This window comes from Piscinibacter defluvii (genome assembly GCF_004011805.1).
Classification (GTDB): domain Bacteria; phylum Pseudomonadota; class Gammaproteobacteria; order Burkholderiales; family Burkholderiaceae_C; genus Piscinibacter; species Piscinibacter defluvii.
In genome coordinates this window covers 22,633-36,316 of record NZ_RCHJ01000005.1, presented here as the reverse complement: position 1 = coordinate 36,316, position 13,684 = coordinate 22,633, and the positions used below count along the sequence as shown (strand labels likewise).

At 74.4% G+C, this 13,684-nt stretch carries 11 protein-coding genes; 2 read left to right on the top strand and 9 right to left on the bottom strand.

The annotated features are described in order from the left end of the window. The first annotated feature begins 26 nt into the window (after positions 1–26). On the top strand, positions 27–1,154 hold the full coding sequence (locus tag D9C15_RS15715; protein WP_127999598.1) for an NAD(P)/FAD-dependent oxidoreductase: 1,128 nt from the start codon (positions 27–29) through the stop codon (positions 1,152–1,154). Next, positions 1,151–2,137, top strand: a complete 987-nt coding sequence (locus tag D9C15_RS15710; protein ID WP_127998912.1) for a 2-dehydropantoate 2-reductase — start codon at positions 1,151–1,153, stop codon at positions 2,135–2,137. Before D9C15_RS15715 ends, D9C15_RS15710 begins: the two co-directional genes overlap by 4 nt. Here the strand turns inward: D9C15_RS15710 and D9C15_RS15705 are convergent. The 9 genes from D9C15_RS15705 to D9C15_RS15665 all read right to left on the bottom strand — a co-directional run bounded on the left by D9C15_RS15705 (position 2,125) and on the right by D9C15_RS15665 (position 13,678). Further along, entirely contained in the window at positions 2,125–2,703 is a 579-nt protein-coding gene (locus D9C15_RS15705; protein ID WP_127998910.1) for a hypothetical protein, read from the bottom strand. The two genes, D9C15_RS15710 and D9C15_RS15705, sit on opposite strands and share 13 nt — an antisense overlap. A gap of 7 nt (positions 2,704–2,710) precedes the next feature. Next, entirely contained in the window at positions 2,711–4,687 is a 1,977-nt protein-coding gene (locus D9C15_RS15700) for a serine hydrolase (protein ID WP_127998908.1), read from the bottom strand. A 104-nt stretch (positions 4,688–4,791) separates the two neighbouring features. After that, a complete protein-coding gene (locus D9C15_RS15695; protein ID WP_127998906.1) occupies positions 4,792–6,096 on the bottom strand; it encodes a serine/threonine-protein kinase in 1,305 nt (434 codons plus the stop codon). A gap of 1 nt (position 6,097) precedes the next feature. Continuing rightward, positions 6,098–6,970, bottom strand: a complete 873-nt coding sequence (locus D9C15_RS15690) for a Tll0287-like and HAMP domain-containing protein (RefSeq protein ID WP_127998904.1) — start codon at positions 6,968–6,970, stop codon at positions 6,098–6,100. 76 nt (positions 6,971–7,046) lie between these two features. Continuing rightward, positions 7,047–7,727, bottom strand: coding sequence for an SDR family NAD(P)-dependent oxidoreductase (locus D9C15_RS15685; RefSeq protein ID WP_127998902.1), 681 nt, complete (start codon positions 7,725–7,727; stop codon positions 7,047–7,049). Positions 7,728–7,807: 80 nt separating this feature from the next. After that, the gene (locus tag D9C15_RS15680; RefSeq protein WP_127998900.1) at positions 7,808–9,001 is read right to left on the bottom strand and encodes a trans-sulfuration enzyme family protein; all 1,194 of its coding nucleotides are present in this window, start codon (positions 8,999–9,001) and stop codon (positions 7,808–7,810) included. Positions 9,002–9,011: 10 nt separating this feature from the next. Further along, the gene (locus D9C15_RS15675; RefSeq protein WP_127998898.1) at positions 9,012–9,479 is read right to left on the bottom strand and encodes a cupin domain-containing protein; all 468 of its coding nucleotides are present in this window, start codon (positions 9,477–9,479) and stop codon (positions 9,012–9,014) included. A 28-nt stretch (positions 9,480–9,507) separates the two neighbouring features. Next, positions 9,508–10,422 carry an alpha/beta hydrolase gene (locus tag D9C15_RS15670; protein ID WP_127998896.1) on the bottom strand — a complete coding sequence of 305 codons (915 nt, stop codon included), beginning with the start codon at positions 10,420–10,422 and terminating at the stop codon, positions 9,508–9,510. A gap of 73 nt (positions 10,423–10,495) precedes the next feature. Next, the gene (locus D9C15_RS15665) at positions 10,496–13,678 is read right to left on the bottom strand and encodes a CHAT domain-containing tetratricopeptide repeat protein (protein WP_127998894.1); all 3,183 of its coding nucleotides are present in this window, start codon (positions 13,676–13,678) and stop codon (positions 10,496–10,498) included. Between the last annotated feature and the right edge of the window lie 6 nt (positions 13,679–13,684).

Below are 13,684 nucleotides of genomic sequence, written 5' to 3'. Positions count from 1 at the left end.
TGCCAGCGGCCGGCTACCATGCCTGCATGACGGATGCGGCCGACACCGATGTGCTGATCGTCGGCGCGGGCATCGCCGGCGCGTCGTTGGCCTACTTCGCCGCGGCGCGGCGGCGTGTCGTGCTGCTGGAGGCGGAATCGCAGCCGGGCTGGCACAGCACCGGACGCTCCGCGGCGATGTTCATCGAGAGCTACGGGCCGCCGGCGGTGCGCGCCCTCACCCGCGCCAGCCGCGCGTTCTTCGAAGCGCCGCCGGCCGGCTTCAGCGCCACGCCGCTGCTGCGGCCGCGCGGCACGCTGAGCGTGGCCGCGCCCGGCCAGGAGGCGGCGCTCGAGGCAGCCGCCGCCGAGCTCGGCCTGCCGCGCCGGAGTGCCGGCGAGGTGCTGGCACGCGTGCCGGCGCTGCGCCCGGAACGTGTCGTCGCCGGCCTGTGGGACGAAGGCGCTGCCGACCTCGACGTGCACGCCCTGCACCAGGGCTTCCTGCGCGGGGCCCGCGCGCGCGGGGCGACGCTCGTGACCGACGCGCGCATCGACGCCATCGAACGCACCGGCACGCGCTGGTCCGTGCGCGCCGGCCCGCGCCGCTGGCAGGCCTCTCAGCTGGTGGACGCCGCCGGCGCCTGGGCCGACGAACTCGCGGCCCTGGCCGGCCTGCCGCCCGTCGGCCTGCAGCCGCGCCGCCGCTCGGCCTTCACCTTCGCGCCGCCGGCCGGGCTGGCCGTCGCGGACTGGCCCTGCGTGGTCGACATCGACGAGCAGTGGTACTTCAAGCCCGACGCCGGCGTGCTGCTCGCCTCGCCGGCCAATGCCGACGCGACCGTGCCGCAGGACGTGCAGCCCGAGGAACTCGACATCGCCACCGCCATCGCGCGGCTCGAGGCGGCCACGCAGTTCACGATCCGCCGCCCGATCCGCAGCTGGGCCGGGCTGCGCTCGTTCGTGGCCGACGGCGAACCGGTGGTGGGCGAGGACCCGCGGGCGCCCGGCTTCTTCTGGCTGGCCGCGCAGGGCGGCTACGGCATCCAGACCGCGCCCGCCCTGGGCGCGGTCGCGGCGGCGCGCCTGGCCGGCGAACCGACCCCGCTGTCATGCCGGGAGGCCGGGCTCGACTCCTCCCTCATCGACATCACCCGGCTCAGGGAGCACCCATGATGGACAAGGTCTGCATCGTCGGCGCCGGCGCGATCGGCGGCTTTCTCGGCGCGCGGCTCGCGCTGCAGGGCGCGGCCCGGGTCAGCGCATTGGCGCGCGGCGCCACGCTGGCGGCGCTTCAGCAGCAGGGCTGGCGCCTGCGCGAGGCGGGGCAGCTGCACACCGCGCCGGCGCAGGCGAGCGACGATCCGGCCGCGCTCGGCCCGCAGGACCTGGTGATCGTCGCGGTCAAGGCCCCGGCGCTCGCCTCGGTGGCACCGCGCCTGGCGCCGCTGCTCGGCCCGCAGACGCTGGTGCTGACCGCCATGAACGGCGTGCCGTGGTGGTTCGGCCAGGGCGTGGCCGCGCTCGGCGCGGCGCCGCTGGCGCACGTGGACCCGGACGGCGCGATCGCCGCCGCGCTGCCGTTCGAGCGCGTGCTCGGCGGCGTGGTCCATCTCGCCGCCACCACCACCGAGCCGGGCCTGGTGGAACACCGCATGGGCCGTGCGCTCATCGTCGGCGAGCCGCGCGGCGGCTCCAGCGAGCGCGCCGAACGCGTCGGCGCGCTGCTGCGGGCGGCCGGCCTGGAGGTGACCGTCTCGCCCGCGATCCGCAGCGACATCTGGTACAAGCTGTGGGGCAACCTGACCATCAACCCGGTCAGCGCGATCACCGGCGCCACCGCCGACCGCCTGCTCGACGATGCGCTGGTGCGCGACTTCTGCTCGCGCGCGATGCGCGAGGCAGCGCAGATCGGCGAACGCCTGGGCTGCCCGATCGCGCAGGGTCCGGAGGACCGCCACGCGGTGACGCGCAAGCTCGGCGCCTTCCGCAGCTCGATGCTGCAGGACGTGGAGGCCGGCCGCCCGCTGGAGCTCGACGCCATCGTCGGCGTCGTGCACGAGCTGGGCCGGCGGCTGGACGTGCCGACGCCGAACATCGACGCGCTGTTCGGCCTCACGCGGCTGTTCGGCCGCGTGCACGGGCTCTACCCGGGCTGAGCGACCGGCTCGGGCTCGACGTTGCCGCCACCGCTGTCGTCGTCGGGTGCGAGCTCGACGGCCGCCGGGGCAGCCGTCTCGTCCGGCAGCTCCGGCGTGTTGAACAGCGGCCGCGGCGCCGGCAGCACCGCCGGCTCCGGCGCCAGCGGTGGGTGCAGCGCCCAGGCCTCCGGGTCAGCCGGCGGCACGTACGGCGGCAACGGCTCGGCCGCCGGTTCGGCTGGCGCGGCCGGGTCGGCCACCGCCGTGGCGGCTGGCTGCAGCACCAGGGCGGCGGCTGCGGCCGCATCCTGCGGATCGGCCAGCGGCAGCCCCTGGGGCGCCGACGGGCGCTCGACCCGCGGCGCATCCAGCACCGCCACGGTCGTGGCCGGCACTTCGTCGGCACCGCGCCAGGCCAGCAGCGCCAGGGTCGCCGCGATGGCGAGCCCCAGCGCACCGGCGGCGAGCCCGGCGCGACGGTCGCGCGCCGGCCGCCACGCCCGCACCGGCGCACTGCCGTGAAAGCGCACCGCCTCGGCCTGCGCCTCGCGCAGGTGGTCGTGCACCGAGAGTCGTGTGCTCACCGTCGCCTCACCAGGTCTGCAGCGCCGCACGGATCTCGTCGCGGAACAGCTCGTTGGACAGGTTGCCGAACGCATTGTCGTAGGTGGTCACGATGGGCGCGTTCCAGTCGGTCACCGGCACGTCCGAGATCAGCCGGCCGAACGAGTAGGTGCGGTAGGCGGTGGCGCCACTCACTTTCACCGGCAGGCGGATCAGCCCGGTGCCGGAGCGGATGATCACCCTCTGCCCGCAGGCGCCGGTCGAGTTGGGCAGGCAGGTGCCGTAGCTGCCGCCCTTGCCCCAGGTGCGCACCAGGCCGCCGAACTGCGCCGCGATCGCGCTCTTGCCGAGCGCGGCGGCCTCCTGGTTGATGATCGCCTGCAGGCCGGCGCTGGCACCGGTGCGCGGGTTGGCCGACTCGAGGAACTCGGTACGCGCGGCGTTCTGCGCGGTCAGCAGCGTCGAGTTCCACACGCCTTCGTAGATGCGCGCCAGGTCGGCGGCGGTGGTGTCGTTGCGCAGGGTCGCCGGCTCGAACTTGTCGTTGGAGAGGTTGCGGTAGGCGCAGCCGATGTTGTGGCGCAGCGTGGTGCCGGTCAGGCCGGCCCAGGTGGCGGTGCTGTTGAACGGTGCGAAGCCGCCGTAGCGGATCACCGCGCCGCGCGTCGTGCGGTTGTCGGAGATGCTCATCATCTCGTCCAGCCCGGTCTCGAAGTTGTAGTTCGTGCGCAGGTTGGCGCGCGTCTCGAGCGACGGGTCCGGGCAGGCGTCCTTGCCGCGCACCGGGTCGTACTCGTAGTAGTTGAAGGCCGAGGCCAGGGTGTCGGTGCCGGCCTGCACGCGCCGCATCGAGTGCAGCAGGTGCAGCGACTTCAGCGAGCTGGCCGTCTCGGCGCGCCGGCGCGAGTTCAGGTCGACCTTGACCGCGCCGCCCACCTGCTTCAGGTAGGCCTCGAAGATGCCGCGGGTCGGGTTGCCGTTGGCATCCAGGAAGGTCTGCCCGAACAGGTTACGCATGCGCCGCGTGCTGGCGTTGGTGTTGTCGATGAAGGCCGCGTCCCAGCGGCGCTGGCCGAGCGAGTTCAGGTAGGTGACGATGTCCACCGGCCGCACGCCGAGCTGGTTGGCGTAGTTCAGCAGCGCCGTCGGCGAGGTGAAGCCGAACCAGTACCACCACGCGGTGGCCTCGCTGCCGGTGTTGCGCACCTGGATGAAGTTGTACGTGCCGTCGGCCTGGCGGTCGAGCTTGATCACGCGGCCGTTGAAGGCGCTGACCCTGGCCGAGATCGAGGCCGGCGTCTGGTTCAGCCACCACTCCCAGGCCTCGTTGTCGGTGCCGGTGTTGGCGATCATCACCGCGGTGTAGCGCTTGCTGGCCCCGGTGCCGTAGCTGTCGAGGTCGATCAGCCGGCGCCCGGGCAGCAGGTTGGCGATCTGCGCCGAGGTCTGGCCGTAGTACCACCACCAGGTGCGCGCCGCCGCGCCGGTGTTGGACACCATCACGACGGCGTAGCGGATCACGCCGCCGCCGATGTCGTAGGGCTCGAGGTCGATGAGGCGGGCGGTGTTCTGGTTCAGGTAGGTGGACACCTGAGCCGCCGTCAGGCCGTAGTACCACCACCAGCCGGGCACCGCATAGGCGCCGCTGTTGCGCACCATGCGCACGGTGAAGGTCGGCACGCCGGCGCTGACCGACTGCACCTCGATGTCCGTGAGCCGCGCGTTGTTGGCGTTCAGGTAGTTGCCCACCTGGGTGGCGTTGATGCCGGTGTAGAACCACCACGCGGTCGGCACGTTGGTCGACAGGTCGGTGGTCGAGGCGCCGGTGTCCAGCGCGAGGGTGCCGGCGGCATCGGGCAGGCTGGCGCCGGGGGCGCCGAGCAGCGGCCCGGAGGTGTCCTCGAGCGGGTCGGTCAGCGGCTGCGCGGCGAAGGCGAGCGAACACGCGGCGCCGGCCGCGGCCAGTGCCCAGCAGCGCAGCCGGGCCAGGAAGGGAGAAGTCATCGGGCGATCCTCGTGTCGATGGGGTTCCTGCACTCTAGGCAGCACACCACGGCGGGACCATCGCCCGGCCCCCCTAGCCCGCCCCCCCAACACACGTGATGGGATCAACCCGGCCGGCGCAGTTGCTGCAGCAACGCCGTGCCCGGGCCGGCGCCGGTGCCCTGCGCCAGCAGGGCGTAGAACTGCTCGGTGCTGCGGGCCCGCGAGGCGGCCTGGCGCACCAGGACCTTGGCGATCGGCCCGATCTGGGTGGTGAGCACCCGCGTCGCGTGGTCCAGCGTGGCGGCGTCGAGCGCCCCGCCCGGGGCGGCCGTGGCCGCCGGAGCCGCCGAGGTGGCCGGGCCGGCCACCGGCGCCGCACCCACGCGGGCGAGGAAGGCCGCGCGCCGCGTCGGCTCGCCGATCTGCCCGGCCAGCCCGTGGATCAGCGTGGCGCGGTCGGTGGCGGTCTGCGCGGCCTGGCGCAGCAGCACCTTCGCGACCGGCCCGATCGCGCTGGCCAGCGCCTGCTCGAGGGCCGTGCGTTCCTGGTCGCCGAGGCTGCAGCCGGCCGGCGGCACGCCGAGCACGCGCGTGGGCAGGTCGTCGAGCCGGCCGGCGGCCTCGCGCAGCGCATCGCGCAGCGCCGCGGCGTCGGGGAAACGTGCCGCCGGGTCGCGCGCCAGCGCGCGGGCGAGCACGGCGTCGAAGGCCGGCGCGGCGCCGTGCCGGCTCGGCGGCAGCGGGTTCTCGTGCAGCACCTGGTACATCACCGCGTCGGGCGCTCCGACGAAGGCCGGCCGGCCGGTCAGCAGCCGGTACAGCAGCGCGCCGGCGGCGAACAGGTCGGCGCGGTGGTCCAGCCCCAGGCCGGTGTACTGCTCGGGCGCCATGTAGCCCGGTGTGCCGATGCTGGCGCAGGTCTGCGTCAGCGCCACCTCGGCCAGGCGGGCGATGCCGAAGTCGGCGATCTTGAGCCGGCCCTCGCGCGTCAGGATCAGGTTGGCCGGCTTGATGTCGCGGTGCCACACGCCCTGGGCATGCGCATGGCCGAGCGCGTCGAGCAACTGCTCCATCAGGGCCAGGATCTCGGGCAGCTCGGGCGCCGGACCGGCCCCGAGCCGCTGCGCCAGCGTGCGGCCCTCGACATACTCCATCACCAGCCAGGCCGCGTCGCCCTCCTCGCCGTACTCGTACACGGCGACGATGCCGGGGTGCGCCAGCCGCCCGGCCGAACGCGCCTCGTGGCGGAAGCGCGCCGCGAACGACGCACCCGCGTCGTCGGCGTCCAGCAGCGCGCGCTTGACGGTCTTGATCGCCACCACGCGCTCGATCACCGGGTCGACGGCGCGGTAGACCACGCCCATCGCGCCCTCGCCGAGCACGCCGGTGACGGGGTACTTGCCGATGCGCTCGGGCAGCGTGCTCATCTCATGCCCCGAGCAGCTTCATCGCATGCACGAGGCTCGTGCGCATGCGGGTGATCGATTCGGCCAGCACGCCGATCTCGTCGCGCGAGCGCACGCCGAACTCGGGCGCGTCGAGCTCGCCCAGGCTGACCCGGTCGGCGATCGCCGACAGCCGGCTCACCGGCCGCAGCACCAGGCGCCACAGCATCAGGTTCAGCGCCCCGCCGATCAGCACGAACACCGCCGCCAGCAGGCCGACCACGACACCGAGCGCACGGTCGGCACGTTGCAGCGGCACCGTCATCGGCACCGAGACGATGTGCGCGCCCAGCGGCTCGTCGAGCGTCCAGCCGAAGCCGTTGTTCGGGCCGTAGCGCGCCACCAGCGTGGCCGGCGCGGCCGCCGGCGTGCTGTGGCAGGCCAGGCAGGCCGGGTTCTTCAGGACGATCGCGCGGGCGATGTAGAGCGAGGGGCCGGTGGGCGTGTCGCGCACGCCGATCAGCTCGGGCTGCTTCGGGTTCTTGGAGAACTGCGCGATCACGTCGGCCTCCCAGTCGGCGGCGCGGTCGCGCGGGTTGGTCGGGTTCAGCACCGCGGCCTTGTAGAAGTAGTCCGGGTACTGGCCGCGCAGCGCGGCCAGGGTCTCGGTGGCGGCGTACTGCGGCACCGACTGCGGCAGGAAGCTGCTGCGCATCTGCTCGTGCAGCAGTGGCGCCACCTGGCTGGCGGTGTAGCTGCTGGCGACCACCGCACTTTCCATCAGCAGCCGGGCACGCTCGATCACCTCGTGCTGCGCGTCCTCGCGCAGCAGCGAGCGCGCGATGGTGGCGGCCAGCACCAGGCCGGCGGCGAACACCACCAGGAACACCAGGTTGAACTTCAGCAGCAGCTTCATGGGGATCCGACTCCTCGGGTTGCTGCAGACAGATACGTCGCCGCCGGGCGCGCGGACGCAACCCCGGCCGCCGGGCTCAGCGCCCCAGGCGCAGATGCGGCCCGCCCAGCGCGCCGCCGGCCGGCGAGGCGGCGAAGGCGATCGTCTCGGCCGCCTGCTCGGTGCTCACCCAGGCGCTGCGGTCGGCGTCGGGCATCGCGGCGCGGTTGGCCGGAGTGTCGAGCGTGGTCGGCGCGACGCTGAGCACGCGGAGGCCGTCGGCCGCCACCTCCTGCGCCAGCGTCTCCACCAGGCGCTGCAGCGCGCTCTTGGAGGCGATGTAGGCGCCCTTGAGCCCCTGCCCGGCCCCGGCCGCCGCGGCCGAGACGGCCACGACGACGCCGCCGCGCTGGCGCTGCATGGCCGGCACCACCGCATGCGCGAGCGCGACGAAGGACCAGGCGTTCAGGTCCATCATGCGCTGCCACGAGGCGCGCGACAGCGTGGCCACCGTCTCGCCCATCTCGAAGCCGCCGGCCACGTGCACCAGCACGTCGATGCGGCCGAGTCGTTCGAGCGCGCGCGCGACCGCCGCGCCGACGCTGGCCTCGTCGGTGATGTCGGGTGCCAGCACCAGCGCCGCGCCCGGGAACAGGCCGGCGAGCACCTGCTCGTCGCGGTCGAGCAGCACGAGTTGCGCGCCGTCGGCAGCGAAGCGCTGCGCCACCGCGCGGCCCAGGGCGCCGGCGGCGCCGGTGATCATCACGACAGGGTTCATGTCAGTACCGCCCGGCCGCCCGAAGGTACTGACGCGCCCCCCGGGGGCAGCGAACGAAGTGAGCTTGGGGTAGTTTCATCTCAATGCTCCGGGAAGGCCCGGGCCAGCGCCTGGGCCAGGTCACGCTTCAGGTCCTCGGGGTGCTCGAGGCCGACCGAGAAGCGCACGAAGTTGGGCGGGATGCCGGCCGCGGCGAGCTGCGCCTCGTTCATCGTGCCGGCCCACATCGCCGCGGTGTGCACCACCAGCGATTCGACGCCGCCCAGGCTGACCGCATGCGTGGCCAGCTCGAGCGCGGCGACGAAACGGCCGGTGGCCTCGAAGCCACCGCGCAGCGCGAACGCGATCACCGGCCCGCCGCCGCGCATCTGCGCGCGCGCCAGCGCGTGCTGCGGGTGGCTTTCGAGCAGCGGGTAGTACACCCGCTCGACGGCCGGCTGGCGCTCCAGCCACTGCGCCAGCGCCAGCGCGCTGGCGTTGATGCGCTCGAGCCGCACGTCCAGCGTGCGCAGCCCGCGCAGCAGCAGCCAGGCGTCCATCGGCGAGAGCACCGCGCCGAGCGTGATGTGCGTGCGCCACAGCCGCTCGGCCTGGGCTTCGCTGCAGCAGATCACGCCGGCCGTCAGGTCGTGGTGGCCGCCGAGCTGCTTGGTCGCGCTGTGCACGACGATGTCGATGCCGAGCTCGTGCGGGCGCTGGTTGAGCGGCCCGGCGAAGGTGTTGTCGGCGATGGTCAGGATGCCGCGCGGCCGCGCCAGCGCCGCCACGGTACGCAGGTCGGTCAGCACCAGGGTCGGGTTGGCCGGCGTCTCGAGCATCACGAGCCGGGTGTTCGGGCGCAGCGCGGCCTCGAGCGCCGCCGCGTCGCTCTGTTCGACCAGGGTGGCCTGCACGCCGAAGCGCGGCAGCAGCTCGTCGAACAGCTTGGCCGTGCTCATGTAGTGGCGCGTCTGCGCGACCACGTGGTCGCCGGCCTGCACGTGCGCGAGCACGGCGGTGCTGATCGCGCCCATGCCGGAGGCGGTCAGCAGCGCGGTCTCGGTGCCCTCGAGCGCGGCCATCACGCGCGCCACGCGCTCGTGCACCGGGTTGCCGTAGCGGGTGTAGTAGCGCGGGTGGCGCGGCCGGTTTGCCATCTCGGCGAACTCGGCCGCGTCGCGCGCACGGAAGGTGGCGCTGTAGTGGATCGGCGGCACCACGGCCGCGTCCTCGTTCAGCGCGGCGTCGTCGTGCAGCAGCCGCGTGGCGGCATGCCAGGCCGGGTGGTCGCTCATCGCGGGTGCGTCAGCCGGGGTGCGTCGGGTCGACCCAGGGCACGTTCTCGGGCGGCTCGGCGGGCTCGATGTCGAGGTTGATCGCCACCGCCTCGCCGTCGCTGCGCACCAGCACGCACTCGAGCTTCTCGGTCGGGCTGGCGTTGATCTCCTGGTGCGGCACGAAGGGCGGCACGTAGATGAAGTCGCCCGGGCCGGCCTCGGCCGTGAACTCGAGCCGCTCGCCCCAGCGCATGCGCGCGCGGCCCGTGACCACGTAGATCACGCTCTCCAGCGGCCCGTGGTGATGCGCGCCGGTCTTGGCGTTCGGGTGGATGTGCACGGTGCCGGCCCACAGCTTGCGCGCGCCGACGCGGGCGAAGGTGATCGCCGCCTGCCGGTCCATGCCGGGGGTCTGCGCGGTGTTCGGATCGTGCCGGTCGCCGGGCACGACGCGCACGCCGTCGTGCTTCCAGCGCGGGGAGGAATCGGTCGTCATGCGGCCGATTCTGCCCCCGATCCGCGGCCTACGCCCGCACCAGGTGGCGGCCGAAGAAGCCGGCCACGCGCTCTCCGTAGGCCTGCGGCTGGGCCACGAAGGTGGCCACGTGGCCCTCGGTGTCGCTCAGCCAGGCCTCGGTGCCGGCCGCGTCGGCCAGGCGCTGCGCATGCTCGGCGGTGACGAAGCGGTCGCCCTTCGAGTGGATCAGCAGCAGCGGCCGCTGGCGCAGCCGGCGCGCCAGCTCGGCCGGGCGGAAGGCCTGCAGCGCCACGCCGGTCCAGCGCCGCACCCACCACAGCGCGCCGGGCAGCAGCGCCAGCGCCAGGCGGGTGCGCATCACGCGCGGAAAGTTGTGGCGCAGCACCGCGGCGAAGTCGGCGAACGCGCTGTCGCTGACCACGGCGCCGATGGCCGGCTCCTCGGCCGCCGCGGCGATCGCCGCGCTGCCGCCCATCGAGGCGCCGAGCACGCCGATCGTGCCGGGCCGGTAGCCGCGCTCGACCAGCCAGTCGACCGCGCCGAGCACGTCGAGCCGCTCGTTGCAGCCATAGGTCAGGCGCGCCGGGTCGCTGTCGCCGTGGCCGCGCAGGTCGAGCATCAGCACGCTCAGCTCGGCGTCGAGCAGGCGGCGCACCAGGACCATCGCCTGCACCGTCAGCTCGTGGCCCTTGCTCGCGCCGCGCCCGTGCACCAGCACCACCGCGCCGCGCGGGCAGCGCGCGCCGAGGTACCAGCCGGCCAGGCGCACGTCGTCGCCGCGGGCATGGAAACGCACGTCCTCGTAGGCCAGGCCGACGTCGCGCGGCGTGAAGCCGTTCGCGCCGCGCTCGGCGCTCGTGAAGCGCTCGGCCACCGCCACGGCGAGCATCGCGTAGCCCAGGCCGCCTGCCGTCATCAGCCCGCCGGTGGTGGCCAGCGCCATGTCGAAGATCCCGTTCATCCCGTCCTCCTGGCGCGAAACGTCGCGCTTGCAGGTCGGACGCGCGGCGGGCGCGGCGGTCAGGAAGGATTCGTCAGCGCCAGTTGCCCATCAGCACGAACGGCGCCCAGTGGTAGGGCGCGCCCCAGTCGCGGCCGGGCGCGCGCATCCGGCCCTCGAGCATCGCCAGCTGCGCCTCGCGCAGCGCCTGCGCCTTGTTCAGCCCGCGCTCGCCGCGCAGCGCGTAGTAGCGCCGCATGAAGGCGGCGGTGCTCGCATCGTCCACCTTCCACAAGGTGGCCAGCACCGCCTGCGCGCCCTGGTTCTGCGTCTTGGCCGACAGGCTCTCCATCTCCTGGCCGGTGGCGTCGCGCCCGCCGCCGCGCGCGGTGTCGCAGGCCGAGAAGGTGACCAGGTCGAACTGCGAGAACTTCAGGTCCTCGCGCGCGATGTCGGCCAGCGTCAGGCGGCTCTTGTCGCCCAGGTAGAGGCGCGACTGCGCCGGCAGACCGGGTTGCAGCACGAAGTGGCTCGCCACGTGCAGCACGTTGTACTCGCGCGAGTCCAGCGTGCCGAGCAGGCGTGCGCGGTCGAAGGCCCGGTTCAGCCAGGCCGCGCCGCCCGCACCGCGCACGCGCACCACCGCCTCGAGCTCCTGCGGCACGGCCGCGAGCGCGGGCAGGTCGTCCACCGGTTCGGACAAGCCCATCGCCGCCACCCGCCAGCGCGGTGCGGCCGGTTTCTCGAGCGCCTGGCGCGCCGCCTCGTTGTAGAGCGCGAGCGTGTAGTCCTGCACCAGGTGGCGGCCGCGCTCGTCGAGCAGCGCGGCGAACGGGATCAGGCGCAGCTGGTCGTCCAGCGAGAGCATCAGCGTGCGGGCGCCGAAGCGCCGCAGGTCGGCCTCGATGGGCGCCACCAGCCAGCCATGCAGCTCGCGCAGCGCGGCCCGCCAGACCGCCGCGTCGCTGCGCGGGTGGCGCAGCTGCAGCATCAGCCGGGTGATGCGCTCGTACAGCGCCTGTCGGCCGACAGGCTGCTGCACCGCCAGCGGCGGGCTGCCCGGCAGGCTCAGCACGATCGACAGGCGCTCGTCGGTCACCAGGTACTGCAGGCCCACGGCGCGCGCCGCCGGTTCGCTGGCGGCGAGCGCGTCGACGGCGCGGCGCAGCCGGCTCGCTTCGCCGCCGGCCGGCTGCGCGGGCACGCTGCCGGTGCGCGCCATGTCGCGCTCGAGCTGGGCCAGGAAGACACGCATCGCCTCGGCCGCCGGCGGCATCTCGACCTCGACGATCTGCTTCAGGCGTGCCGCCTCCTCCGGCGTGAGGGCCCGCGCCGCCTGCAGCTGCTGCAGCGCGAGCCGCTCGGCGGCCAGCGCGGCCTGGCCGTCGCGCAGCGCGTAGTAGCGCGCAAAACGTTCACGCTCGACGCCGGTCAGCGCGATGCGCGTGCGACGCGGGTCCACCGGCTCGGCGCGCTGCAGGCCCTCCTGCAGTTCCTGCTCCTTGAGCATCTGCAGCACGTCCTGCGCCTCGAAGAGGCGGCCCTGCGCGATCAGCGCGTCGGCGAGCTGGTCGTACACGGCGCGCTTGTCCTGCAGGTAACTCGCCTGCAGGCCGCGCTCCAGCCCGGCGAGCTCGGCACGCAGGCCCTGCAGCGTGTTGACCGCCTCCTTGCCCCACAGGATGGCCAGCTCGGGCCGGCCGAGCCGGCGGTAGACGGCGGCCAGCCCGCTCTGCGCCTTCCACAGCACGTCGCGCCCGGTCGCTCCGGCGTCGGCACGCGCGATGGCCGCCCCGAACAGCGGCACGCTGTCTTCCCAGCGCCCGGCCAGCGCTTCCAGCGCGGCCTCGTTGTTCAGCAGCGTGGCCTCTTCCAGCGTGTGGTCGCCGGCCAGGCCGGCCAGCAGCGCGCGGCTGCGCTGCAGTTCGGCACGCGCCTCGTCCCAGCGCGCCAGATCGATCAGCTGCGCGGCGACGTTGTTGCGCGCCACCAGAACCAGCGCCGGGTTGCCGGCGGTGTCGAGTTCGCGCAGCGCGAGGCTGCGCCGGTACAGGGCCAGCGCCTCCTCGTGGCGGCCGAGATCGCCGTGCACACGCGCCAGGTTGTTCAGGCGCAGCGCGACGTCCGGGTGCGTCGCGCCGAGGCGCTGCTCGGCGATGCGCAGCGCACGCTCCTCGAGCGGCAGCGCGTCGGCCGGGCGCCCGAGCGACAGCAGCGTCATCGAGAGGTTGCCCAGCGCCGCGCCGAGCTCCGGGTGCTCCGGCCCGAAGCGCGCCTCGATCAGCGCGGCGGCGCGCTGGAACAGCGGCAGCGCACGGCCCAGGTCGCCGCGCAGGTGATGCAGGTAGGCGATGTTGTTCAGCAGGGTGGCCAGGGTCGGATGGTCCGGCCCGCGCAGGCGCTCGAGCATGCCCAGCGCGCGCTCGCGCTGGCGCAGCGCCTCGTCGAGCCGCCCGAGGCGCTGCAACGCACCGGCCTGGTTGTCCAGCACCGTGGCCACGTCGGGGCTGTCGGCTCCGCGCAGCGCTTCGAGGATCGGCAGGCCGCGCGCGTACAGGGCGAGCGCGCCGGCCGGGTCCCCGGTCATGTCGAGCAGCGTGGCACGGTTCAGCAGGTTCATCGCCAGCTCGATGCCCGGCGCGCCGCTCTGGCGCTCGAGGATCGCGCCGGAACGCTCGAACAGCGCGAGCGCCTGCGCGCTGCGGCCCTGCGACATCGCGAGCACGGCGCGGTTCAGCAGCAGCCCGGCGAGATCGCGGTGGTCCGGTGGCAGGGTCTGCTCGCCGATCTCGAGCGCCCGGTCGAGCAGCGCCGCCGCGTCGTCGAGACGGCCGAGCGCACGCAGGGCAACCGAGTGGTTGGCCAGCGAGATCATCACGCTGCGCGATTGCGGCCCCTGGCGCGCGGCCAGGATGGCGCGGCTGCGCTCGAAGAGCGGCAGGGCCTGCGCCGGGTCGCCGAGCGCGATGTGCGCGCCGGCCAGGCGCTCCAGCGTGCTGGCCACGAGCAGGTGGTCCGGGCCGGCGCGCCGTTCGGCCTCGGCCAGCATGCGCTGCCACAACGCCAGCGCCTCCTCGGCCCGCCCGCCGGCCGACAGGTGGTCGCCGAGTGCGGCCAGGGCCTCGAACAGCGCCGCGCCGTCCGGCCCCGGCTCGGCCTCGGCGGCCTGCAGCGCGGCCCGCAGGGTCTCTTCGCGCGCGGGCGGCGCCTGCGCCGTGGCCACGCCGCAGGCCGCCAGCAGCAGCGCGCCCAGTGCGCGCCGCAGCAGGCCGGTCATCGCCAG